A 25,587-nucleotide genomic window follows, 5' to 3' on the forward strand; every position below is an offset into this window, starting at 1 on the left:
GAAGTGTAGCTGTTGATGTTTCAGTAATCGGATATCCAAAATTCTTTACTCCAAACAATGATGGTTTTAATGATTATTGGAATGTAATTGGGGTAAACTCAAATTTTTATCCAAATTCATTAATTTACATTTACGATAGATTTGGAAAACTGATTATAAAAGTAGATCCAACAACCCAAGGTTGGGATGGTTATTTTAATGGAACACATCTTCCTTCCTCAGATTATTGGTTTACCGTTGAATTGATAGATAGCAAAGGAAGCAGGAAAATTAGAAAAGGACATTTTAGTTTAATTAGAAAATAAAATTATAAACAGAAAACTAATTCACAAAAAAAAACGAGCTAAATAGCTCGTTTTTTCGTGGTGAGAGAAGGATTCGAACCTTCGAAGCTTGCGCAGCAGATTTACAGTCTGCCCTCGTTGGCCACTTGAGTATCTCACCTTTTTAAAATAAATAGCTTCTCTATTTTTGAGAAGCTATTGTGACCTGGCTGGGGCTCGAACCCAGGACCACCTCCTTAAAAGGGAGGTGCTCTACCAACTGAGCTACCAGGTCATCTTTTCCTTTTTAGCGGGTGCAAATATAAATGTATATTTTATAAAAACAAACTTCTTTTCTATTTACTTTCGTTTAAATAAACCTGTCTAACTTTTTTAAATAAATTAGAAGAATATACAAAATCTACAATCGCTTGATTTTCAGTTTTAAAAATTTCTTTATTACTTCCTTCCCACGCTTTTACACCATCTTTTAAAAAAATAATTTTTTCTCCAATTTCCATTACTGAATTCATATCATGCGAATTTATAACGGTTATCATTTGGTATTCTTTGGTAATTTCCTGTATTAAATTATCAATTACCGTTGCTGTAATTGGGTCAAGCCCTGAGTTTGGTTCATCACAAAATAAGTATTTCGGATTCATTACAATTGCTCTAGCGATGGAAACTCGCTTTTGCATTCCGCCAGAAAGTTCAGCAGGAAATTTAGCATTTACATTTTCTAAATTAACACGTTTTAAAACCGTATTAACCCGATCTAACATTTCATCAAAAGTTTTATCTGCAAACATTTTTAAAGGAAACATTATATTTTCTTCTACAGTTAAAGAATCATATAAAGCACCTCCTTGAAACACCATTCCCATTTCTTGTCGCAATTGGCGATGTTGTTTTGTCTTTAAATCTGCATAATTTCTTCCATCAAAAGAGATTATTCCTTTTTCTGGAGTATGAAGTCCTAATAAACATTTTAAGAATACTGTTTTTCCTGAACCACTTTGACCAATAATCATATTAGTTTTTCCTTTCTCAAAAGTTGCTGAAACACCTTTTAAAACTTGAATGCCATCAAATTCTTTATATAAATTTTTTACTTCAATCATCTATCCTAAAAGCATTTGAGTTAAGAAATAATTTAATAATATAATCACAACGCTAGTCCAAACCACAGCCTGCGTACTTGCCCTACCAACTTCTAAAGAGCCTCCTTTAACATAATATCCATGATAAGCTGGTATGGTGGCTATTACAAAGGCAAAAATTAATGTTTTAATTAAAGCATATCTAATAAAATACGGATTAAAATCTAACTGAATTCCATATATATAGTCTTCACTATAAAATAATCCCGTCAAAATTCCTGCATAATATCCACCAAAAATTCCTAAAAACATGGCTAATAATATTAATAAGGGATAAAAAAATAGAGCTGCAATAATTTTGGGTAATACTAAATAATTAAGTGAATTTATTCCCATTACTTCTAAAGCATCTATTTGTTCTGTAACTCTCATAGTACCAATACTTGATGAAATATACGAACCTACCTTACCTGCTAAAATAATACTCATAAATGTTGGAGCAAACTCTAAAATCATTGATCTTTTTGTAGCAAAACCAATGGTATATTTTGGAATAAATGGATTATCAACATTTAATGCTGTTTGAATAGCTACAACTCCTCCAACAAAAAAGGAAATAAAAACAATTATTCCAAGTGATTTTAATCCTAAATCTTCAATTTCTCTAAAAAGCATTTCTTTAAAAACCGACCATTTCTGTGGTTTTTTAAATACTTGCTTTAGCATAATAAAATACTTTCCAATATGCTCTATATAGTTCATTGAGATTTCTTTTTGGCTAAAATATTAAATTAATATTAGGTAAAATGTTTTTGTAACAAAAAAAACTAAACAGGTTTAAAAAAAGCCATACTTTTGATACTTGAATTTTCAACTAAAATAGTTAAAAAATGAAAAAAATAATTTCATTATTCATTATAAGTGTAATACTTTCAAGTTGTGTTTCTATTAAATCTAATTTGACCACCACTTCTGTTAAACAACAAAATCATCAAACAAAAACAACTCAAAAAAGACCAAAATTAGTAGTCGGAATTGTTATTGACCAAATGAGATATGATTATTTAGTAAAATTTTATAATAAATTTGGAGAAGGTGGTTTTAAACGATTATTGAATAACGGCTATGATTTAAAAAATGCACATTTTAATTATATTCCTACTTATACAGCTGTTGGGCATACTTCTATTTATACTGGTACAACGCCAACAAACCACGGAATTATTTCTAATAATTGGTATGATAAGTATCAAAAAAAATCTATTTATTGTGTAGATGATGCTAATTACAAAACAGTAGGAGCAACTAAAGGAGGAAACAAATCACCTCAACGAATGTTAACTACAACCATAACTGATCAAGTTAAATTAGCACAAAATATGCATGGTAAAACTATAGGAATTGCCCTTAAAGATAGGGCCTCAATATTACCAGCAGGTCACACAGCAAATGCAGCCTACTGGTTTGAAGGTAAAGATGTTGGAAAATTTATTACTAGTACTTTTTATATGAATAAATTACCACAATGGGTAGTTGATTTTAACAATTCGGGAAAAGCCAATAATTATTTAAATGGCACTTGGAATACTTATAATGATATTTCAACATATACTGAATCATTGCCTGATAATAATAAATATGAAGGTTTATTTAGAGGAAAACACTCCCCTACTTTTCCTTATAATTTAAAAGAATTACGAAAAATTAATGGTAATTATGATTTATTAAAAGCAATACCTCAAGGAAACTCTATTACCACTGATTTTGCAGAAGCAGCTATAGTAGGCGAAAATTTAGGTAAAACTAATTATACCGATTTTTTAGCAATAAGTTACTCTAGTACAGATTATGTTGGTCATAAATTTGGTACAAATGCAATAGAATTAGAAGATACCTATATACGATTAGATAAAGAAATTCAAAAGTTATTGACTTTTTTGGACGAACATGTAGGAAAAGGAAATTATACGTTGTTTTTAACTGCTGATCACGCAGCAGTTCCAAATCCTTCTTATTTAGAAGATTTAAAAATACCAAGTGGTTATTTTAAAATAGAAGAATTTAAAAAATATGTCCGTACATTAACTTTAAAATATTTTAATTCTGATAAAATTGTTGAAAATATTTCAAACTACCAGCTTTTTTTAAATAAAGAAAAAATTAAGTCTTTAGGGCTTGATGTTAATAAAGTAGAACAAATTATAGCAGATGAAATAATAAACTTTGATAAAGTATATAAATCCGTTACAGCTCATACGTTACAAACAGCACAATTTTCTTCAGGTTTACTACAAACTATTCAAAAAGGATACAATCAAAAATTTTCTGGTGATATTTTATTTGTTCCAATGCCTGGTGTAATTAGTCATGGAATAACCGGAACCACACACGGATCTGGTTATAATTACGATACCCATGTTCCATTGATTTTCTATGGAAAAGGAATTAAAACAGGAAGTTCAAATGTGTATTACCCAATAACCAATATTGCTCCAACAATATCTTCTTTATTAAATATTGAAGAACCAGATGGCTGCACAGGAAGACCTATAATTGAAGTATTGAAATAGGATAGAATTCAAAAAAAAGACGGTCTAAAAAGTAAAATTTTTGTCAACTTGAATCAAGCCCGCCTGCTGCTGGCAGGTTCAGAATGACGATTTTCAAAACTTTTTAGACCTTCTCTTTAAATATCAACAAAAAATTTGCTTTTTAATATTTATAAACTATTGCATTAATATTCATACCTGCTCCAACTGATGCAAAAAGAACTATATCACCCTTATTTATTTCCTGATCTTTTACCAATCCTTTTTTAACCATATCAATTAATGTAGGAATAGTTGCAACAGAACTGTTTCCTAGTTTATGAATGCTCATTGGCATAATATTTTTAGGCATTGGCATTTTATATAATCTATAAAAACGTTTTACAATAGCTTCATCCATTTTTTCATTAGCTTGGTGAATAAGAATTTTTTTTACATCTTTAATATGCACGCCACTTTTATCCAACGCTTTTTTCATAGCATTTGGCACATTATTTAATGCATACTCATATATTTTTCTACCAAACATTTTTATATATCTAATATCGGATTTTTCATTTTTATCAAATGAATTTCCAAAAAATAAATAATAGCATTCATCAAAAGTATCAGTTTGTGCTGTACTACTTAATATTCCTATAGAATTTTCTTCATCAGTAGCTTCAACTACACAAGCACCAGCTCCATCAGAATAAATCATAGAATCTCTATCATGATCATCTAAAACCCTTGATAAAGTTTCAGAACCAACAACTAAACATTTTTTTGCCATTCCAGCTTTAATATAAGCTTCTGCTTGAATCACACCTTGAATCCATCCTGGACAGCCAAATAAAATGTCATAAGCAACACAATTAGGATTTTTAATTCCTAATTTATGTTTTACTCTAGATGCTAAACTTGGTAAAATATCACTTTGAATTGAAGTACTTTTAACATCTCCAAAATTATGTGCCAAAATTATATAATCTAATTCTTCTTGGTCAATGCCTGCATCTTCAATGGCTTTTTTAGCCGCTAAATATCCTAAATCAGAAGAGTTTAAATCAAGGCTAGCATATCTTCTTTCTTCAATTCCAGTAATAGCTTTAAATTTATCAATAACTTCCTCATTTGGATGCTGTATGGATGTACCATCTTCATTTAAGAATTCATTATTTAAAAAATCTTCATTCTTTTTAACTATGGTAGGAATATAGCTTCCAATTCCAGTTATTTTTGATTGTATTCTCATTTTATAATATTAAGTCGCAAATTTAGAAATTGGTTACTTATTTAAGTTCTTTATTTTAATTTCCATTACGGTGGCTATCGATAAAGCTCTGGTCTTTGCTGCGTGTGCTATTTCGCCTTCAAAAAGCTCATCAACCGTACTGTTAAATATTGATAACCAACGTTTAAAGTGATTTGAATTGAATGGTTTTGTCTGTTGTAATTTTAGGTGTGGTTCCATTGCATTTTTACGATACCCACCAGAATAAAAAAGAATATTATCCCAAAAATTTACTAACGTTTGCAAATGTGTTTCTAAAAGTTCTGGATTAGAAAAATCTTCAAAAAAATGACTTAATAATTCATCTTTCATCAACTTTACATAAAACGCTTTAACCAATAAATAAATATCTTCTCTGCTCTGAATATCAGTTTTCATAAAATTAATTTATAAAAATGATTTATCAAAAGCAATTGGAAGTAAATCTAATACCGATGATGCTTTAATAACCTTACCTTCTTCACCCATAAAAAAGATTGCTATGGGTTCTTTTTGTTTCATCTCATATTCTGATAATGTTTGCCTGCATGCACCACAAGGAGCAACAGGTTCTTTAACAATATGAGAGGAGGAACTCGCAGAAATAGCTAATTTAACTACTTTTTTATCTGGAAATTGAGAAGATGCATTCCATATTGCAACACGTTCTGCACACATACCTGAAGGATATGCTGCATTTTCTTGATTATTCCCTTTTATAATAGTTCCGTCTTCTAATAATAATGCGGCACCAACACTGAATTTAGAATATGGTGCATAAGCATTTTGCTTTGCTTTTATAGCTTCATTCATTAAACTTTTATCTTCTTTTAAAAGTTCATCAAACGAATCAAAAACAGTAATTTCTGTTTTTATTTCAACTTTTTTCATTAATATCTAATTAACGATTAATATACTTCAAATAATTCTCCAAAATCAAAAGATAGTGAAAAACGAAGTGTGTTTTCTAATGGATTATTAATATCAGAGGCATTAAATAGGTAAGAAAGATCTAACCTTGTACTTTTAAATTTAAACCCTGCACCTAGGGTAAAGTATTTTCTTGCTCCCTTTAAATCACTTTCATTAAAATAACCTGCTCTTAAGGCAAAAGAATCTTCGTACATATATTCGGCTCCTAACGCCCAAGTAAATTCTTTTAATTCTTCACTAAAGCCTCCTGGAGCATCGCCAAAAGATTTAAATATTCCACTAAAAAAACTCACATCTTCTTGTTTGTAGGGTGGCTTACCATCACCAGCTATTGAAACGCTTGGCGTTGGCACTAATAACTTATTAAATTCTAAGTTTAAACTCACTTTATTAAAGCTATCTAAAATAAAATCAAAACCTCCACCAATTTTTAGGTTTGTAGGAATATAATTATCTCCTCCTTCATCTGAATAAGATACTTTTGGTCCAATATTTGAAATGTTAAAACCTCCACGCCAAATACCATTAAAATTTCCATAATTAGTTTCATCAGACTGAAAATAACCTGATATGTCAACTGCAAAAGTATTTACAGGATTTATAGTTGAGTTTGCTGATTTAATTCCTAAATCGGAACGAATATAACGCATAGTTACACCCATTGCATAACTTTCACTCAGTTTTAAGGAATAAGAACCATCTAAAGAAAATTCATTTAAATTTTCCGTTCCTTGTGGAGCTCCATTAATATCTGTTAAATCAATTTGACCTAAATTAAAATAGCTTAAACTTGTAGCCCAAGCACTTCTATCATCAATTCTATTAGCAAATGAAAATCCGCCTAAAAATACATCGTTTGTTAACTGTCTTAACCAAGGCGTATAAACTACACCTATTGAAAATTGCGACGGCATAAAAGCAAATTTTGAAGGATTCCAATGTTGAGAATAGGAATCTGGAGATGTGGCTACACCAATATCGCCCATACCACCAGCACGTGCATCAGGTGCTATTAACAAAAAGGGTGCTGCTGTTGTTATTGGATTAGGAGTATCTTGTGCGTTACTTTTAGTATAAGTAACTAAAACTATTAAGGATAATACAATTATTTTTTTCATTTATAGGGTAATTTTGCTTAACAAATATCTTAATTATTATTGAAGTATTACTAATTTTTCTATTTTTTGTGCTGTTGTGTTAGAATTTAATGAACTAACTTTTAATTTATAGACATAAACACCTTTTCCAATTTTAGATCCAAAATCATCTAAACCATTCCAGCTAATGCTTCTAGATAAATTTCCAACGGATAAAATAGTTTTATTTATTGTTTTAACCAATTTACCTGAAATTGTAAAAATTTGAATTTGAACATTTAATTCTTCATTTGGTTTGTTATGATTAAACCAAAACTCAGTATAGTTTACAAACGGATTTGGATAATTAAGTACATTACTTAGAACTAAATCACTATCACTTACTACAAAAAAGGTAAACGAAGTTTCAGTAAGATTATTGTATGTATCCCACACTTTTAGTGTTATGGTATGTAAACCTGGTGCTAAATTTCTAAATGGATAATTAACTTGTCCTTTTTTATAGTTATTTAATTCTGTTTGATAATAATCATTAAGTACTATTGGGTTTGACTCATCGTTATCTAATATTGCTACAATATCATGATCTACTGCTGTTAAGGAAGTGTTTATTCCGTTTTCATCTTGAAGAACGGCTATAAATAAAGGAGATTCATTGGTGTTTCCACCATCTACAAAATTTAAATCGTTCATATATAATTGTACGGTTGGACCAGTATTATCTTCTGGGGCATTGGCATTTATTCCTCCAACAACTATGTCAAAATTAGCACCTGCTTTATCTTGTACTGCATCAAAAGCATACAAACTTAACTTGCCTTTTCCATAAGCTATTTTTAAATCTTTTGGAGCAACAAAATCAAAAGTAAATAATCCGTTTTCTACTTTTGATCTTCCATTAAAAATTTTGCTTTCAATGGCATCAAATTGCATAGTTATATTATGGTTATCATTATCTAAAGTTGTTTTAGAAACTGGCTTATCAAAAACTGTAACTTCAAATTCACCATTAAAATTACTCAATCTTGTTCCTGATGAATTGGTTACTTCTCCTTCAAATTTAACATGTGATAAAGCTTTAATGGTATCTAAACTTTGAGTTACAGAAACATCATTCATTTTAGTGAGTTTAACCAATGGCTTTGGAACGTTTAATTTCATTGCTGGGTCGCCTAAAGTAAATACAAAATAACGCTGATTGGTGGAAAACTTATTTTTTGTAATCATTAAACTTTCAGCTATGGAATAATTTTCATTATTAAATTGTAATAATGGTTCTATTAAAGCTTTGTTTAAAGCTTCGCCAACACTTATAAAAATTTCTCTGGTTGTTGAGATTAGTGATGCTGCTCCTCCATTTTTATTCCATAACACGTATTCACCTGCTGTTTTACGCAACGGATTATCAAACCGTGAAAATTCGCAAGTTGCAGTAACAAACAAGGGTAACCTAAATTCATTTTTCCAATTTTGTATTTCGGGAACTTCTAAAATTCGTTCTGCAGCCCAACCATCTTCGCCACCATGACCAAAATAATCTATAACCAATGTTCCTTTTTCTACTTGATTTGAAATAGCTGTATTTACCGTTGGATACCTACTTCCGCCCGCAGAAGATTGTTGTTCATATGCATCAATATATATCTTTTTTAAATTAAAAATAGGATTTCTTACTGAAATTGTATCTGCCAATCTTTCCATATTTAATTGAAGGGTTTCTTCTCCTGCTGCGTCAATATCGTCTGCTATAAGTGTAACTTGGTTTCGCCAACTACCAAATGCTTTTGTACTGTTATAATTAAGAATTTTATCAACTACTTGTTGTGCCTGTAAAACATCTGAGACTGGAATTCTTCCCGTTGCAACATCTTGCTTTTCAAACTTTTGCATTTGCCCTTCATTAGCATCCATCATCCCATAAAAATCATCAGTAACAAAGGAGGTTGCCAAATTAAAACTATTATATGCTTCAAAAACAGGTACTATATTATTATTCCCGTTTATTCTATCTTTATAATCATAAGAGGCATCACCAAATAAACAAACATATTTTACCCTGTTTGTGGTTGAATTATCATACAAATGTTTTACAAAATCTCTAATAGCAGTTATATCTGGAGATCCTGAAGAAAACTCATTATAAATTTGTTTTAGTGAAATTACTTTTGACTGCAAGTTGCTATTTTGTTGATGATAATCTACTAGCCGCTGTGCCTGATTAAACAAAAAATCTTGTGTAATTACAATATAATCAAGATTAGTTAAACTATGTAAATTTTGATTTTCAACTAAACTATTTGGTATAATTTCAGGCGTATAATAATTGGTGTCATTTAAAACAACATATTCTTTATTACTGCCTCCATTAACTTTAAAAGAAAAATCTGAAGAAGTGGCCTGGTTTTCAATATTTATTGGATTTAAATAATCAGAAACATTCCAAACCATAGCAATATTATTTGTATTTTGAATAGTGTATTCAAAAACCGCTGTTGAATTTGTGATATCAAAATTTCTAAATCTGAATTGTTTTCCATTAGCAATCAACTTTTTTTTGCCCAAAACTTCTATATAATCCAAATATGCTTTTGCCGAAGGATTACCACCATTACTATAAGTTACAGTAACATTTACTGAATTTCCACTTATATTTATATCCTTAAAGTTTTCAATGGCATACGCTTTTGTTAAACCACCATTAGCAGGAATATTTACATTAAATAAGGATTGGTTATTAACTGAAACTTGAAATTGAGAAGCTAAACCAGATTCAGCAACACCTCTAACTCTAACTAAAATATTATTTGAATTATCAATATTTTCAAAAGGAATGGTATAGGTATGCACGTTTTCTATATTAAATGAATCTCCAAACCACTGCTGACCTACAGCAAATAAATTTACTTCATCTTTTTCAAAAAAGGTGAAATCGTCATAATTATTAATTTGTTGGCTTGCAGCAAGTGTAACTTGTGGTTGATTTAAAATTCGCTTTCCATTTGTATCTCCAACCGTAATAAAATAATAGGCTTTATCAGAAAAAATATTTTTTTGATGATGTGTATTTTGTAAACTTACAGTTCCGTTTATTTTCCAAGTATCTGGACCTTTTCCATAAAATAAAATGTAATCTCCATCATCAAAACTATTATCCTCTTCTCCTTTTATATAAATAGCATTTTCTTGTAAACCATCCTGTCTAAAATCGCTATTTTTAAAAGGAAGCATTTGCCCACCGTTTCCAAATATTTGAATATTTTTAGGATTAATATTAGTAGTATTCAAACCTAATTTTTGTAAAAAAGATTTATCTATTTTATAAACTCCAGTAGTGTCAATAGCAAATTTATACCAAGCACCTGTTTCTAAAACCGAATTTTTAACAGATGAACTTTTAGCTACACTCTTTCCTCTATTTACATTTGTAACATATTCAACATCAAAAGAAACGACTTTTTTTAATTGTGAATTTTCATAAACTAAAGGATTTAACGTTAAAACAGCTAAAGTCTTATTTCTTGCATTTACAATATGAAAATTAGCATTTATTTTATTAGGGATCTTAGAAATTGAGAGCGACTTAAATTCCTCATTATTAACTAGTTGATATTTTACATTTTTTATAAAAAAAGAACTCAAAGATTCACCCTTTGAAACTTCCCAAGATGATGTATATGAAGGAATTAAATTTCCATCAATAAAATTACCTTTAACTATACTAGTAGTAATATTTTGCTGATTACTAACTTTAAAACTAACCTTATTTTGCCAGTTAAGTTGAAATGATTTTAGTGATTTTTGTTGCCCAAAAATGGGACTCACAATTAAAAAACTAATTAAAAAATAAAATTTTATTATAGGTTTCATTAATGCAGTAACGTCAAATTTTAAAGGTTATTTTTAATTTATTACAACATTACGTATAATAATAAAGAAAAACAATCGTTAAAATGTTTAGTTAAATAGTTTTACTGAAAATTTTTCTTGATTGTCCGTAATTAATCATAAAATGTTCGTCACCCTGAACCTGCCAGCAGCAGGCGGGCTTGTTTCAAGGTCTCATCAATATAAATTGGTGATTAGTAAAAACTATGAGATGCTGAAACGAGTTCAGCATGACGTATAAATATGAAATATGACACAAAACGGATATACATTAAATTTTTCTTGTGAAAATATATATTTAATGTAAATTGCAAAACATTAAAACCCTAATTACTGAAAATGAATATGAAAAATTTATTTAAAGTTTCAAAACTTATATTACTCAGCATAACCTTAGTTATGTTTGTTAGTTGCCATAACAGAACTTCCCGTAATGAGTCATCATTAACAGGGTGGAATGCAAAAGATAAAGCAGCTGGCGGTTTCACTTCTAGCAATAATTATAAAGGACAAAAAGCACCTCCAGGAATGGTTTTAATAGAAGGCGGGGCTTTTACTATGGGTGAAGTTCAAGACGATGTTATGTTTGATTGGAATACCACTCCAGTAAAAATGCAAATTAGATCCTTTTATTTAGATGAAGCAGAAGTAACTAATGCAGAATATCTATTTTATTTACAATGGATGGAAAAAGTTTTTCCTCCTAGTGATCCAAATTACAAAGATATTTATTTATCAGCTTTGCCAGATACTTTAGTTTGGCGTGATGTATTAGGTAATAATGAATTGTTAACTGAAAATTATTTAAGACATCCTGCTTATGCAGATTATCCAGTTGTTGGAGTTAGTTGGTTACAGGCAAATCAATATTGCAAATGGAGAAGTGATAGAGTTAATGAGAAAATATTAATGGATAAAGGAATTTTAAACCCATTATTTGCCATGGACTCCTTAAAAGTTGAAGGAAAAAATCACTTTACAACGGATACTTATTTAGCAAATCCATACCTTTTATTTGATGGGGATTCTTCAATTTACAAAAGAGGACTTAGAGCTAATAAAAAACGTAAAAAAGGAGATCCAAAACCTTCAAAAGGTTCATTTACTGGCAGACAAGTAAAAGTTTCTGATGGTATTTTAGCTCCTAAATTTAGGCTACCAACAGAAGCCGAATGGGAATATGCTGCAAAAGCAATTGTTGAAAACAGAGAATATAATGACATTAAAGGAAGAAAAAAATACGCTTGGAAAGGAAAATATACCCGTAACAAATCTAGAAGATATAGAGGAGATCAATTAGCAAATTTCAAACAATCCAAAGGAGATTATAGTGGTGTGCCTGGTTGGAGTAGTGATGGAGGAGATATTACCATGCCAATAAAATCATACAAACCAAATGCTTTTGGACTTTATGATATGTCTGGTAATGTTGCCGAATGGGTGGCAGATGTGTACCGACCAATTATTGATAACAATGCCAATGATTTTAATTATTTTAGAGGAAATATATTCACTAAAAAAATGATTGATGCTGAAGGTAAAGTAGTTATTGTAGATGATAATTCTGTTGAGTATGACACGTTAGATAATGGGAAATTAATTGTCAAAGCATTTCCAGGAGATGTAAAATATATTCCTATTAGTAAAAGAGATGCTTACATGAGAAACAACTATGAAAAGGCAAATAATGTAGATGCAAGAGATGGAGATTTAGGCTCTACCAAATTTTACAATAAGGATGAAGAAGAACTAGACAGTAAACCACGTATGTATAACTCACCTACTAATCCAAGAGTTATAGGTGAAAGCGGTCTAATTATACAACAATATGACACCAAGAAAAGAACTACTTTAATTAGCAATAAATCCCGTGTTTATAAAGGTGGTTCATGGAAAGATAGAGCGTATTGGTTAGATCCGTCTCAACGAAGGTATTTACCTGAATATATGGCTACAAACTATATTGGTTTTAGATGTGCAACGGATCGTTTAGGTCCTATGACTTATAAACGTAGAAAACCAACTACAACAAAAATTAGGTATTAAAAATATACCAAAAAAATAAACCTAAACCTCGCTGTAAAATCAGCGAGGTTTTTTTATATTTAAACTATGGAAATAGAGCAATTATATAATTTATATACCCAAAGTTTTAAAGTAGATACAGACACTAGAAAAATAAGAAAAGGAAGTATCTTCTTCGCTTTAAAAGGTGAAAATTTTAATGGTAATTTATTTGCTGAAGAAGCCCTTAAAAAAGGAGCTTCGTACGCCATTGTAGATGAAATAATAAAATCTAAAAACAACCATATTATAAAAGTAAACAACGGTTTACAAACACTTCAAAAATTAGCTAATTATCATAGAAAAAAATTAGCAATTCCAATAATTTCATTAACAGGAAGCAATGGAAAAACAACAACAAAAGAATTAATAAATACTGTATTATCCACAAAATATAAAACAGTTGCTACTCAAGGAAATTTAAATAACCATATTGGCGTACCCTTAACGCTACTGTCAATGACGCCTAAAACTGAAATAGGCGTGGTAGAAATGGGTGCAAATCATATCGGTGAAATTAAATTTTTATGTAGTATTGCTGAACCAAATTACGGTTATATAACTAATTTTGGAAAAGCTCATTTAGAAGGCTTTGGAAGTTTTGAAAATATTATAAAAGAAAAATCGGAGTTATATAAGTTTATAAAAAAAGCTAATGGAACCGTTTTTATTAATTCTGATGATAACATTCAAATAAAACAAGCTATTGGATTAAAAACAGTAGCATTTAACCAAAAAAAGATAACGTTAAAAAGCTTTAATCCTTATGTAAATGTTAACTTTAAAAACATTACTATAAAAAGCAATTTAATTGGAACCTATAATTTTACAAATATTGCTACTGCAATTACCATTGGAGACTATTTTAAAGTTGAACCTTTAACTATTAAAAATGCTATTGAAAACTACATTCCAACGAATAATCGTTCACAAATTATTTTAAAAAATACCAATGAAATTATTTTAGATGCCTATAATGCAAATCCCAGTAGTATGGAAGAAGCATTAACTAATTTTAGCCTCCTGAAATCAAAAAATAAAATTGCCATTTTAGGCGATATGTTTGAATTAGGAAAAACTAGCCTACAAGAACATCAAAAAATTGCAGATTTAACTACTTTATTTAATTTCAACAAAGTGTATTTAATAGGAAAAGCATTTTCTACTGTTACCGTAAAAAATGCTTCCCAATTTGAAAGTTTTGAAGCTTTCAAAAAATCACAAAATTATATAAATGTTAATAATACTTCAATTTTAATAAAAGGTTCTAGAGGAATGGCTCTGGAACGCATTTTAGACCTGCTCTAACTTTAATTTATTTCTATGAAATTTAATTAAACCATCAATAGGTCTTTGAACAAACTTACCTAATTTAATCATATGATATCTTGCAACATCTTTAATTATATCCTGTGAAAAATAAGCGATGGATCCAACAAAATGAACTGGAAGTTCTTTAGATTCATCATAAGGTAAAATTTTATTTTTAAAAAATTCTTTTATTCCTTTATGCAATACTTTATTAAAATACGCATTTCTTTCATTTTTAAGTATAAACTCTGCAAAATGAGCTAAATAGGTATTAGGATTGGCATCTTTATATAAATTATGCTTAATAACATCTGCATCTAAATTAAAAGTAGTTTCAAATTTAGTTGCAATTTCCTTAGGCATTTTATTATAATAATAATCTCGTATTAATTTTTTACCAAAATAGTTGCCACTAGCTTCATCCATTAATATATATCCTAATGATGGAATTCTAACATCTACAAATTTTCCATCAAAATAACAACTATTTGATCCTGTTCCTAAAATACAAATTATTCCAGGTTTAGTGGTTACTGCAAAAGCAGCTGCATAAGTATCTTCTTTTATATCAACTTTTGCATTTTTAAAATATTTTTCAAAAATCGATTTTAATAACAAAGTTGGTTTAACTGTGCCACATCCTGCACCATAAAAATAAACCTCAGTAACCAAATCTTTTACACTAGCCAATTCCTTATTAATCTCTAGTCGTTGATGTAAAATTTTTTCACTAAAAACTGCAGGATTTAGTCCTTTTGTTCTAGTTTTAAGCTTTTGATTACCTGACAAATCTAATAAAATCCAATCGGCTTTTGTTGATCCTCCATCTGCTATTAAAATCATTCTAATCCTTTTTTAGTAATTATTTTACTCCGTGAATATAAGTTGCTAAATCCACTAATTTAGTAGAATATCCAAACTCATTATCATACCAAGAAATTAATTTAAAAAAGTTATCATTTAAAGCAATACTTGCACCAGCATCAAAATTACTGGTATGAGCTTCAGAAACAAAATCTTGTGAAACTACATCTTCTTCTGTATAACTTAACACCCCTTTCATTTCATTTTCTGAAGCATCTTTTAATGCTTTTTTAATTTCATCCATAGAGGCACTTTTTTTAACTCTAACAGTTAAATCAACCACAGAAACATCAGCAGTTGGAACTCTAAATGCCATTCCTGTTAATTTACCAACCAAAGATGGAATTACTTTGGTAACTGCTTTTGCGGCTCCTGTTGAAGCTGGAATAATATTATTTATTGCAGAACGACCTAATCTATATGCTTTTCTTGAAGGTGCATCAACCGTTGATTGCGTTGCTGTAGCAGCATGTATAGTAGTCATTAAACCTTCAACTATTTCAAAATTATCATTAATAACTTTAGCAAGTGGTGCTAAACAGTTTGTAGTACAAGAAGCATTAGAAACAATAGTGTCTTTAGCCGTAATTTCTTTGTTATTTACACCCATTACAAACATTGGTATATCTGCAGATGGTGCAGAAATTGCTACTTTTTTGGCTCCTGCTTTAATGTGTGCTTGTGCTTTTTCAAGTGTTGTAAAAATTCCTGTACAATCTAATACAACATCTGTATTTATTGCATCCCATTTTAAATCTTCAGGATTACGTTCAGCAGTTACTCTAATTTCATTACCGTTTACCACTAGATTTCCATTTTTTACTTCAATGGTACCCTCAAACCTTCCATGAACTGAATCATATTTTAATAAATATGCTAAATGTTCTACCTCTAACAAATCATTAATTCCTACTATTTGAATATTTGGACGGCTAACTGCAACTCTAAATGCAATTCTACCAATTCTACCAAATCCGTTAATTCCTATTTTAATTGTTGACATTTTTATAATTTTTATTTGTGTTATTAAATTGATGTTATTTCTGCTACTTTAAGCAGTTCTTTATTTATTTTGTGATGCATTTTAATGGCTTTATCTAAACCAACCTTTGATATTTCATTATTAGTAGTACCAACCATAACGCCAGATTTTTTATCCAACAAGGTTTCCACAGCTGTTACTCCTAATCTACTCGCTAAAACTCTATCGTAACAACTTGGAGAGCCTCCACGTTGCATATGTCCTAAAACTGAAACTCTTATATCATAAGCAGGATAATTTTCACCAATATAGTCTGCTAATTCAAAAACATTTTTACCTATTTTATCACCTTCCGATACTACAACGATACTTGAAGTTTTTCCTTTATCTCTACCTTTTTTTAAAGAATCTACTAACTTTTCTAATCCTATATTTTCTTCTGGAATTAAAATCTCTTCTGCTCCCGATCCTATTCCTGCATTTAATGCTATAAAACCTGCATCACGCCCCATAACTTCGATAAAAAACAATCGATTATGAGAACTTGCAGTATCTCTAATTTTATCAATTGCTTCAACAACTGTATTTAAAGCAGTATCATATCCAATAGTTTTATCTGTTCCATAGATATCATTATCAATAGTACCAGGAATTCCAACTATTGGAAAATTAAATTCTTCTATAAATTTTAAACCTCCAGTAAAAGTACCATCACCACCAATTATAATTAAAGCTCCAATTTCTTCTTTTTTAAGATTTTCGAATGCTTTAACTCTTCCTTCTTTTGTTTTGAACTCTAAAGATCTAGCAGATTTTAATATAGTTCCTCCTCTATTTATAATATTACTTACATGACGAGCAGACATTTGTTCAAAATCACCTTCAATTAAACCTTGATACCCTCTATAAACACCAACACAATCCATACGATAATAGGTACAAGCTCTAACAACTGCTCTTATTGCAGCATTCATTCCTGGAGCATCTCCTCCTGAAGTTAAAACAGCTATCTTTTTTATTGGTTGATTCATAAGATTAATTAGATATCAAAATTACAATATTGTTAAAATTTATCCTATAAAACTACGAAATAATCACTAAAACGATTTCGCATCTACAAATAAAAAAAGGATGTAATAAAACACCCTTTTAAAATTCAATAAAATATTTATTATCAATACTTTAAAACTTATTTTTACAGTACTAAAATTTTATATTCCCAAGGTTTAAAAATCAGTTTTTGACCTTTAATTAAATGCATTTTTTTCTGATTAATATAATCTAAAAATTCACCTGATAAATCGGTAGTAAAAGATACTTCTTTATCACTTAAATTAGCTAAATAAAATAATTTTTTACCTTTTTTTTCACGTTTAAAAATTAAAATATTATTATTATTAGAACTGTTTATTTTTTGATAACTAGCCGCTTTTTTACCTCCGTTTAAAGCAATATTTGTATTTTTTAATTTGCCCAACTTTTCTAATAAAGACCAAACTTTTCCTTTTGTTTTACTGATAGTGTCTTTATCAAAAAAACGTAATCTTTTATTCATACCATATTCTTGTCCACTATAAATTAATGGCATTCCGGTAGTACAATAAGTTAATGCTAACATGGTATTTGATGCGTCTCCTAAACGTTCTTTTACCGTTCCATTCCAAGAATTTTCATCATGATTAGTTATAAAATTCATTAAAATATCATCTTTTTGATATAAGGTATCAATTTGTTTTCTTCTATTATCCCAAGCGTGAACATTTTTTTTACCTTGAGCTATTTCATTCATTATATGATAAGTACCCCAACCATAAACCATATCAAACCCATTTTTAAGTAATTTTGGTTCCCAAGCTTCTGCCAACATAAATACTGGTTTTGTTTGTTTTAATTGTTTTATAGCACTATTCCAAAAATCTACCGGAACTTCGGCGGCAACATCGCACCTAAACCCATCAACATTTGCATTTTTTAACCAATACTGCATTTCACCAACCATCGCTTTTCTAAGATTTTTATTTGAATAATCTAATTTAGCAACATCGGTCCAATCAAAAGGAGCAACAGGACTTCCATTTTTGTCACGAACATAATAATCTGGATGTTCCGTTATCCATTGATGATCTCTACCTGTGTGGTTTGCAACCCAATCTAAAATTACAAACATGCCGTTTTTATGAGCTGTTTTAACTAAATTTTTTAAATCATTAAGATTTCCAAACTCTGGATTAACTTTGGTATAATTTTGAACTGCATAATAACTTCCTAAAGATCCTTTTCTATCTTTTTTTGAAATAGGATATATTGGCATTAGCCAAATTATTTTAACTCCTAATTGTTTTAATTGAGGAATATCTTGAGTGAATTTAGAAAAAATTCCTTCAGGTGAATATTGACGAATATTAGCTTCATAAATCACTGCATTTTCTAAATCGGCATCAGAGATGGTTTTATTTGTGGATATTGTTTTATCTATTTTCTTTTTTTGTTGTGCTTCATTTTTACACGCAATTATTGAAATAAATGCTATTAAGGCGATTAATTTTTTCATAATACTTGAATTATATCTTAATTGTTTAATTTAATTTCTGATTGTCCGTAATCTTACATAACGTCCGTCACCCTGAACTTGTTTCAGGGTCGTATTCAATAAAACACTGGTTATCAAACGAGAATGAGATGCTGAAACGAGTTCAGCATGACGTTGTTTTTTATTATTACTAATTACGGACATACAATTTAATTTTTATCTTTTTTGAAGTTGATTTTACATTTGGAATTAAAACCGTAACTATATGTTTTTCTGAATTCCATTTAAAATGATACCTTTTAACTTTTTTAGGTTTATTGAATACATTATGAATTATTAAATTAATTTCTTTTTCTGAAGAAGAATAATTTTTACCCGTTTCAGTTTCAATTTTAATAATTAATTTACGATTTTTATAATTGCTTTCAAAATTCAGAATTTCATAGTTTCCTTTTTCAAAAGCTTTTGGAGTTTCTCCATCATCATTATATAATATTCCCTCACTTTCTTTAACAGATTTATCAAAATAGAAGTTTAAATTGAAGGATTTTAAACTATATTTTGTAGTATTTTGAATTGTTTTAATCATAGGAACAAAAGCACCTCCTCTAACATACGTTGGTATATAATTTTTATGTAAGGTTATACTTTTTGTTTGACCTCCAACAACCTTTTCATCTGTATAAAAATTATACCAATTGTTATTTGCTGGAAAATAAACTTCTTGGTCTTTAATTCCTGATTTTAAAACTGGACTTACCAAAAAACTATTCCCCCATAAATAGGTTTTATCATACGTTAAAAGTTTTTTAGAGCTAACGTCTTCAAAAAAGACAGGTCGCATTAACGGAGTTCCTTTAATATGATTTTCAAATGCCAAAGTATAATTATATGGAAGTAATTGATAGCGTAATTCTATTGATTTTTTAGCTAATTCTTTTGTTTTAAATTCTCTAAAAACTGGTTCAGAAGGAACTTCTTCTTGTGCATGTGGACGATAAATAGGTTGAAAAACACCATATTGTAACCAGCGTGTGTATAATTCATCATCTAAATTTGCACCTGCAAAACCACCTAAATCAGAATGAGAAAAAGCCAAGCCTTGCATTCCCATTTGTAAAGCGATTTCGGGTTGTGATTGTAAACCTCCCCAAGTTCTATTTACATCTCCTGACCACGGAATAAGTCCGTAACGCTGTGAACCTGCGTAACCTGCTCGCATTAAAATAAATGGACGTTGATTTGGAAAATCTTTTTGATAGCCTTCATAAATTACTTTTGCCCAATTATGTCCATAAATATCATGAACCTCATCGGCGGTTCCATTTACATGAATTAAATCGGAAGGATGTACTTCTGGTTCTCCTAAATCTCCCCACCAACCAGCAACTCCATAATCTTTTGCTAAATTTTTATAAATATTCCAAAACCATTTTTGAGCTGACGGTTTAAAAATATCTATCAAACCTGTATGCCCAAAATAAAAGTCAAAAGTATAGGGTTTCCCTTGTTTTGTTTTTCCTAAAATATCTTTATCAACTGCCTCTTTCCATCTGTTTGAGGTTGTTAAAATAAAAGGTTCTGTTACTAAAATAGTTTTAATCCCTTTCTTCTTAAACTTAGCAATCATTTTTTTAGGGTTTGGGAACGAATCTTTATAAAATTTAAGATTTCCCATGGTACCTTTTATTGTTTTTCCAAACCAGTATAAATCGATAATTACCGCATCAACTGGTATTTTTTCATCAATAAATTTTTGGACAGTATTTTCGGTTTCTTTTTGAGAATGATATCCAAATCTACTGGAAAAATTACCTAAAGCCCAACGTGGAATTAACGGCTGTTTTCCTGTTAAAGATGTGTATTGATTGATTAAATCACCCCAAGTATTACTAGCAATTACTTGATAGGTAATTCTACCACTGATAGTTTCATATTGTAAGGTATTATCTTTTTTACTATCAAAATCTAAGTATCCAATTGGAGCATTATCAAATAAAATTGCATATTTTTTAGAAGAATAAACCAATGGCATACTATAATTCATTAATTCAGAATGTGTTTCATAACCATAATGTGCTTTATTATATAACTGCAATTTGTAGCCTCGCCTATTCATCCCTAAAGCACGTTCTCCTGCTCCGTATAAAACTTCCGTTGGAGTTAAATTAAAATCAATAATCTTGTATTTATCATTTTTTTTATAGCCATTTCTTTCAGAAATTAAAAAATTATTTTTGTAATAATACTTAATTTGAAACGGGTTTTTAGTAATTATTGCTTTAATTCCGGTAGTTGAAATAGTTATATTTTGTTCATTTTCAAGAACTTTAAAATGATTTTTTTTAGGTTTTAAAACTACTGCATCAGAATGTGGGTTAAAGGTTTCGCCATTTGGTATAAATGAAGTTTCAATAATTTTATTGGAATACGGCTTTATTCTGTACCAACCATCGTTAGTTTGTAGTTTAACAACTGAATCATTTGAGATAATCTTAATAAATTTTCTATTAGAATTTTGAGAAAATATAGATATAGAAATTCCACAAAAAACAATTAAAAATAAGTTTTTGAACTTCATGATTTTATTTTTTTAATTCTATAACTAATGCAGTTTTACCACTTATTGTTAAATCAGATTTTGATAAATCTAGTTTAGTGTCCGTTAAAATATCAATTCCTGAAGTGTACTTTTTTAAATTTTCAGCAAATCTATTTAATGGTATGGTTTGTTCTTTAGGATTATTATTGATAACTATCATTACCGATTTTTTCTCGTTATATCTAAAATAAACATATACATTATTTTCAGGAATATAATGCGTTGTTTTCCCTGTATGAATTACTTCTGAAGTTTTACGCCAGTTCAGCAATTTACTGGTAAAATTAAAATACTCGTTTTGTTTAGTTGTTCTTCCTAAATTAGTAAATGCATCATTCGTATCTTTTTGCCAACCTCCTGGAAAATCCTTACGAATAGCTCCGTCACCATTATTTTTATTGCCTCGCATTCCTATTTCACTTCCGTAATACAATTGAGGAATACCACGTACAGTTGCAATTAAGGTAATGGCTAATTTATATTTATTAATATCTCCATTAAAAATTTCATTAATTCGCTGGGTGTCATGATTTTCAGCAAAAACCAACATATTGTTACTATTTGGGTACAAATAATCATTTGCAAAATTATTATACGCTTTAATCATGCCATTATCCCAACTTGTATTTTCTTGATTAAACATAGCTGTAATAGCATCATGCAACGTAAAATCCATTACGCTTGGCAAATAGGAATTATAACTTTCAATAGCTCCTATTTTACTATCTTTTTGCCAATATGATATGGCTGCCTGATTATGCATCCAAACTTCGCCCACTATATTAAAATTAGGATATTCATCCATAATGGCTTTTGTCCATTTTGCAATTCCTTCTTTGTTATTATATGAATACGTATCCACCCTAAGTCCGTCTAAATTTGCATATTCAATCCACCAAATGGCATTTTGAATTAAATATTTTAAAACTAAAGGATTGCTTTGGTTTAAATCTGGCATAGTTTTATCAAACCATCCATCCATGCAAAGTTTAGCATCAATTTTAGAAGCATGTGAATCAAACTGAGTGGACATTCTATAATTTGATCTTTGGAAATTAGGGAACTGATGAATCCACGAATAGGTTGGCAAATCTTTAATTATCCAATTGTTACTTCCCCAATGGTTAGTTACATAATCCATAATTAATTTGATGCCTTTTTTATGTGCTTTTTCGACTAGATTTTTATACAATTCATTAGTTCCATATCTTGGATCAATTTTATAAGGATTTGTAATTGCGTAACCGTGATATGAATAAACGGATTGGTTATCTTCCAGCAAAGGTGTACTCCAAATAGCCGTAGCTCCTAACTGTTTTATATAATCTAAATGATTGATAATTCCCTGAATATCACCTCCATGCCTTCCTCCTTTTAATTTTCTATTTGCTTTTTCAAAAGTATATTTAGAGGAATCATTAGTAACATCTCCATTAGCAAATCTATCTGGCATTAACAAATAAACCACATCTGAGCTATTAAATCCTTTTCTGAATTTAGAGTTTTTTGAACGCTGTTTTAATTTATAATTTACTGAAAAATTATTTTTCTTTCCTTTTTTTGAAAAGTTAATTTTAAACGTTCCAACCTGTGCCTTTGAAATATCTAAATCTAGAAATAAATAATGGCTGTTTTCTGTTTTTTTAACTCCTGTTATTATAATGTTTTTATTTTCAATCGAAGGCTTATAACTTGCAATATCATCGCCATAAATTAGCAATTCTAGCTGATTATGATTCATATTAGTCCACCAAAATGGTGGTTCTATCTTTTTTACTTTTTGAGCTTGTAAACTAAATGTGAGAAATAGAACTGCTATCAGAAGATATTTTTTCATTTAAATTGATATTAATATGAGTTGTTTTGAAGGTAATTTCACTTCTTCATTATGTACTAAAATAGTAATTTCATTTCCAGATTCATTAGAAAATTTACAATTATTTTGACTTTTATAAACATTGATAATATTTCCTCTAAAATTAATAGTAAAAGCATACGATTTCCATTCTTTTGGAATTTGTGGATTAAATGAAAGCATCCCTTTATTAGTTACTCTCATTCCTCCAAAACCTTGTACAATAGACATCCACGTCCCTGCCATACTTGTAATATGGCAACCTTCATCTACTTCGTGATTATAATCATCTAAATCTAACCGAGAAGTTCTAACATATTGTTCATAAGCCTTTGGCATTCTATCAATAGAAGCTGCCAAAATTGAGTGAACACAAGGTGAAAGTGAGGATTCATGAACGGTTAGTGGCTCATAAAAATCGAAATGACGTTCTAATTCTTGTTTTGTAAATTGTTTTTCAAAAAAGAACATACATTGTAAAACATCGGCTTGTTTAATATAACAGGAACGTAAAATACGATCCCAAGACCATTTTTGATTTATCGGACGTTGAGTATTTGGTAATTGACTAACTGGAATTAATTCTTTATCTAAAAAACCATCTTGTTGCAAATACACTTGTTTTTCTTTACTATAAGGAAAATACATATTATTGGCAACTTGTAACCATTGCTTAGTTTCAGCTTCCGTTAAATTCGCTTTTTTTAGAACTCTATCATAATCTTCAGAGTATTCATTTTTAACTTTTTGTAAAGATTCAATAGCATATTCAATACACCATTTTGCCAAATAATTAGTATAAAAATTATTATTTACATTGTTTTCATATTCATTTGGACCTGTAACTCCTAAAATTACATATTGATTTTTGGCTTCTGAAAAATTTGCACGTTGATGCCAAAAACGAGCAACACCAATCATAACTTCTAATCCAAATTTAGGAATATACTCAAAATCATTTGTGTAATTTACGTAGTTATAAATACCATAAATCATAGCTCCATTTCTATGAATTTCTTCAAAAGTAATTTCCCACTCGTTATGGCATTCTTCTCCATTCATAGTAACCATTGGATACAATGCAGCTCCATTTTTAAAGCCAAGTTTTTTAGCATTTTCTATAGCTTTATCTAACTGATTGTAGCGATACATTAATAATTTTTTTGCTATGCTAGCATCTTTAGTTGCCATATAAAATGGGATGCAATAGGCTTCTGTATCCCAATAGGTACTTCCTCCATATTTTTCTCCTGTAAATCCTTTTGGACCTATATTTAAACGAGAATCTGTACCTAAATAAGTTTGATTTAACTGAAAAATATTAAATCTAATTCCTTGTTGTGCTTTTATATCTCCTTCAATTTTAATATCTGAAGTTGACCAAATAGTATTCCAAGATTTCTTTTGTTTGGCTAATAAAGTTTTGAAACCAAGTTTATTAGCGGTTGCAACATTTTTAAAAGCAACATCAATTAATTTATCGGAATTATGATTTAAAGAGGTTGCATAACTACCATATTTATATATGGTTGCAACGTCGCCTTGGGAACAATTTACTTTGTAGCTATAAGAAATAGAATTTTCTTGAGTTAAAACTTCTTGAGGAATTTTAATTCTATTACTATTATGTTCAAAAGAAACTTCCATAGCTGTAGCAACTTCAAAACCAGTTTTAAGAGTTTTTGAAAGTATGCAAGCATTATTTTTTCCTTCTTTTATTTGAAGTGTTTTCCAAAAAAATTCGTCGTAATTAGAATCTTGATTTACAATTCCGGCATCTAAATATGGAGAAAAAGTAATTTCACCAGAAAAATTTACTGCTTTCACAGCATATTTTATAGCACCTATTTCATTATGAGTAATACTAATAAATCGTTTAGTAAAAACTTCTATCTCTTCACCCGTTTCTAAAATCGCATTAAAAGAACGGCTTAACCAGCCTTCTTTCATATTTAATTCTCGCTTAAACTTTTGAACCTTACAGGCGTTTAAATCTAAAATAGTATTGTTAATTTTTATACGAATTCCAATCCAATTTGGTGCATTTAGCACTTTAGCAAAATATTCAGGATATCCATTTTTCCACCATCCTACTCTTGTTTTATCAGGATAATAAATACCTCCAATATAACTTCCTTGAAAAGAAGAACCTGAATAGTCTTCTTCAAAATTAGCTCGTTGTCCCAAGGCTCCATTTCCAATACTAAACAAGCTTTCGGAAGATTTAACATTCTCTTTATTAAATCCTTCTTCAAGGATGGACCACTCATTAGGGATAATATAATTCTTATTCATTT

18 protein-coding genes and 2 tRNA genes are annotated in these 25,587 nt (G+C 29.4%); 4 read left to right on the plus strand and 16 right to left on the minus strand.

Annotation, left to right across the window (positions count from 1 at the left end; genetic code table 11):
* Positions 1-305 (plus strand): T9SS type B sorting domain-containing protein (locus L3J60_RS08235; RefSeq protein ID WP_291975022.1); only part of this gene is annotated, 305 nt, incomplete at its 5' end.
* Between the two features lie 58 nt (positions 306-363).
* Here L3J60_RS08235 and L3J60_RS08240 read toward each other — a convergent pair.
* The 4 genes from L3J60_RS08240 to L3J60_RS08255 form a co-directional block, all read right to left on the minus strand.
* A tRNA-Tyr gene (locus tag L3J60_RS08240) sits at positions 364-444 on the minus strand.
* A 41-nt stretch (positions 445-485) separates the two neighbouring features.
* Positions 486-558 (minus strand) — tRNA-Lys (locus tag L3J60_RS08245).
* A 61-nt stretch (positions 559-619) separates the two neighbouring features.
* Complete coding sequence (locus L3J60_RS08250) at positions 620-1,387, minus strand: ATP-binding cassette domain-containing protein (protein ID WP_291975023.1); 768 nt, start codon at positions 1,385-1,387, stop codon at positions 620-622.
* Positions 1,388-2,128 (minus strand): ABC transporter permease, encoded by a 741-nt coding sequence (locus L3J60_RS08255; RefSeq protein ID WP_291975024.1) that lies wholly within the window; start codon positions 2,126-2,128, stop codon positions 1,388-1,390.
* Positions 2,129-2,256: 128 nt separating this feature from the next.
* Here L3J60_RS08255 and pafA point away from each other — a divergent pair, with 128 nt between their 5' ends.
* Positions 2,257-3,936 carry an alkaline phosphatase PafA gene (pafA, locus tag L3J60_RS08260; protein WP_291975025.1) on the plus strand — a complete coding sequence of 560 codons (1,680 nt, stop codon included), beginning with the start codon at positions 2,257-2,259 and terminating at the stop codon, positions 3,934-3,936.
* Between the two features lie 142 nt (positions 3,937-4,078).
* Here pafA and L3J60_RS08265 read toward each other — a convergent pair whose 3' ends face one another.
* Genes L3J60_RS08265 through porU form a run of 5 tightly spaced genes read right to left on the minus strand, consistent with a single transcriptional unit; the run spans position 4,079 to position 11,019 of the window.
* The gene (locus L3J60_RS08265) at positions 4,079-5,143 is read right to left on the minus strand and encodes a 3-oxoacyl-ACP synthase III family protein (protein ID WP_291975048.1); all 1,065 of its coding nucleotides are present in this window, start codon (positions 5,141-5,143) and stop codon (positions 4,079-4,081) included.
* A 39-nt stretch (positions 5,144-5,182) separates the two neighbouring features.
* Positions 5,183-5,566, minus strand: coding sequence for a group III truncated hemoglobin (locus tag L3J60_RS08270; protein WP_291975026.1), 384 nt, complete (start codon positions 5,564-5,566; stop codon positions 5,183-5,185).
* A 9-nt stretch (positions 5,567-5,575) separates the two neighbouring features.
* Positions 5,576-6,058, minus strand: coding sequence for a cytidine deaminase (cdd, locus tag L3J60_RS08275; protein ID WP_291975027.1), 483 nt, complete (start codon positions 6,056-6,058; stop codon positions 5,576-5,578).
* A gap of 17 nt (positions 6,059-6,075) precedes the next feature.
* Entirely contained in the window at positions 6,076-7,218 is a 1,143-nt protein-coding gene (gene porV / locus L3J60_RS08280) for a type IX secretion system outer membrane channel protein PorV (RefSeq protein WP_291975028.1), read from the minus strand.
* A 36-nt stretch (positions 7,219-7,254) separates the two neighbouring features.
* The gene (porU, locus tag L3J60_RS08285) at positions 7,255-11,019 is read right to left on the minus strand and encodes a type IX secretion system sortase PorU (RefSeq protein ID WP_291975029.1); all 3,765 of its coding nucleotides are present in this window, start codon (positions 11,017-11,019) and stop codon (positions 7,255-7,257) included.
* Positions 11,020-11,427: 408 nt separating this feature from the next.
* On the opposite strand from porU, the gene gldJ reads away from it, so the two are divergent.
* Positions 11,428-13,128, plus strand: coding sequence for a gliding motility lipoprotein GldJ (gldJ, locus tag L3J60_RS08290; protein WP_291975030.1), 1,701 nt, complete (start codon positions 11,428-11,430; stop codon positions 13,126-13,128).
* A 66-nt stretch (positions 13,129-13,194) separates the two neighbouring features.
* The gene (gene murF / locus L3J60_RS08295) at positions 13,195-14,454 is read left to right on the plus strand and encodes a UDP-N-acetylmuramoyl-tripeptide--D-alanyl-D-alanine ligase (protein WP_291975031.1); all 1,260 of its coding nucleotides are present in this window, start codon (positions 13,195-13,197) and stop codon (positions 14,452-14,454) included.
* Here the strand turns inward: murF and L3J60_RS08300 are convergent.
* From L3J60_RS08300 to L3J60_RS08330, 7 genes are all read right to left on the minus strand, one after another.
* Positions 14,440-15,300: an N-acetylglucosamine kinase gene (locus tag L3J60_RS08300; protein WP_291975032.1), complete on the minus strand. Its 861-nt coding sequence runs from the start codon at positions 15,298-15,300 to the stop codon at positions 14,440-14,442. The genes murF and L3J60_RS08300 overlap by 15 nt on opposite strands.
* Before the next feature lie 19 nt (positions 15,301-15,319).
* On the minus strand, positions 15,320-16,324 hold the full coding sequence (gap, locus tag L3J60_RS08305; RefSeq protein WP_291975033.1) for a type I glyceraldehyde-3-phosphate dehydrogenase: 1,005 nt from the start codon (positions 16,322-16,324) through the stop codon (positions 15,320-15,322).
* Between the two features lie 23 nt (positions 16,325-16,347).
* Positions 16,348-17,334: a 6-phosphofructokinase gene (pfkA, locus tag L3J60_RS08310; protein ID WP_291975034.1), complete on the minus strand. Its 987-nt coding sequence runs from the start codon at positions 17,332-17,334 to the stop codon at positions 16,348-16,350.
* Between the two features lie 164 nt (positions 17,335-17,498).
* Complete coding sequence (locus L3J60_RS08315; RefSeq protein ID WP_291975035.1) at positions 17,499-18,854, minus strand: alpha-amylase family glycosyl hydrolase; 1,356 nt, start codon at positions 18,852-18,854, stop codon at positions 17,499-17,501.
* Between the two features lie 169 nt (positions 18,855-19,023).
* Entirely contained in the window at positions 19,024-21,414 is a 2,391-nt protein-coding gene (locus L3J60_RS08320; protein ID WP_291975036.1) for a TIM-barrel domain-containing protein, read from the minus strand.
* Between the two features lie 4 nt (positions 21,415-21,418).
* Positions 21,419-23,272: a glycoside hydrolase family 13 protein gene (locus L3J60_RS08325; protein ID WP_291975037.1), complete on the minus strand. Its 1,854-nt coding sequence runs from the start codon at positions 23,270-23,272 to the stop codon at positions 21,419-21,421.
* A complete protein-coding gene (locus L3J60_RS08330) occupies positions 23,273-25,585 on the minus strand; it encodes a glycoside hydrolase family 65 protein (RefSeq protein WP_291975038.1) in 2,313 nt (770 codons plus the stop codon). It lies immediately after the preceding gene.
* Positions 25,586-25,587: the final 2 nt, after the last annotated feature.

It is taken from the genome of Lutibacter sp. (assembly GCF_021647475.1).
Lineage (GTDB): Bacteria > Bacteroidota > Bacteroidia > Flavobacteriales > Flavobacteriaceae > Lutibacter.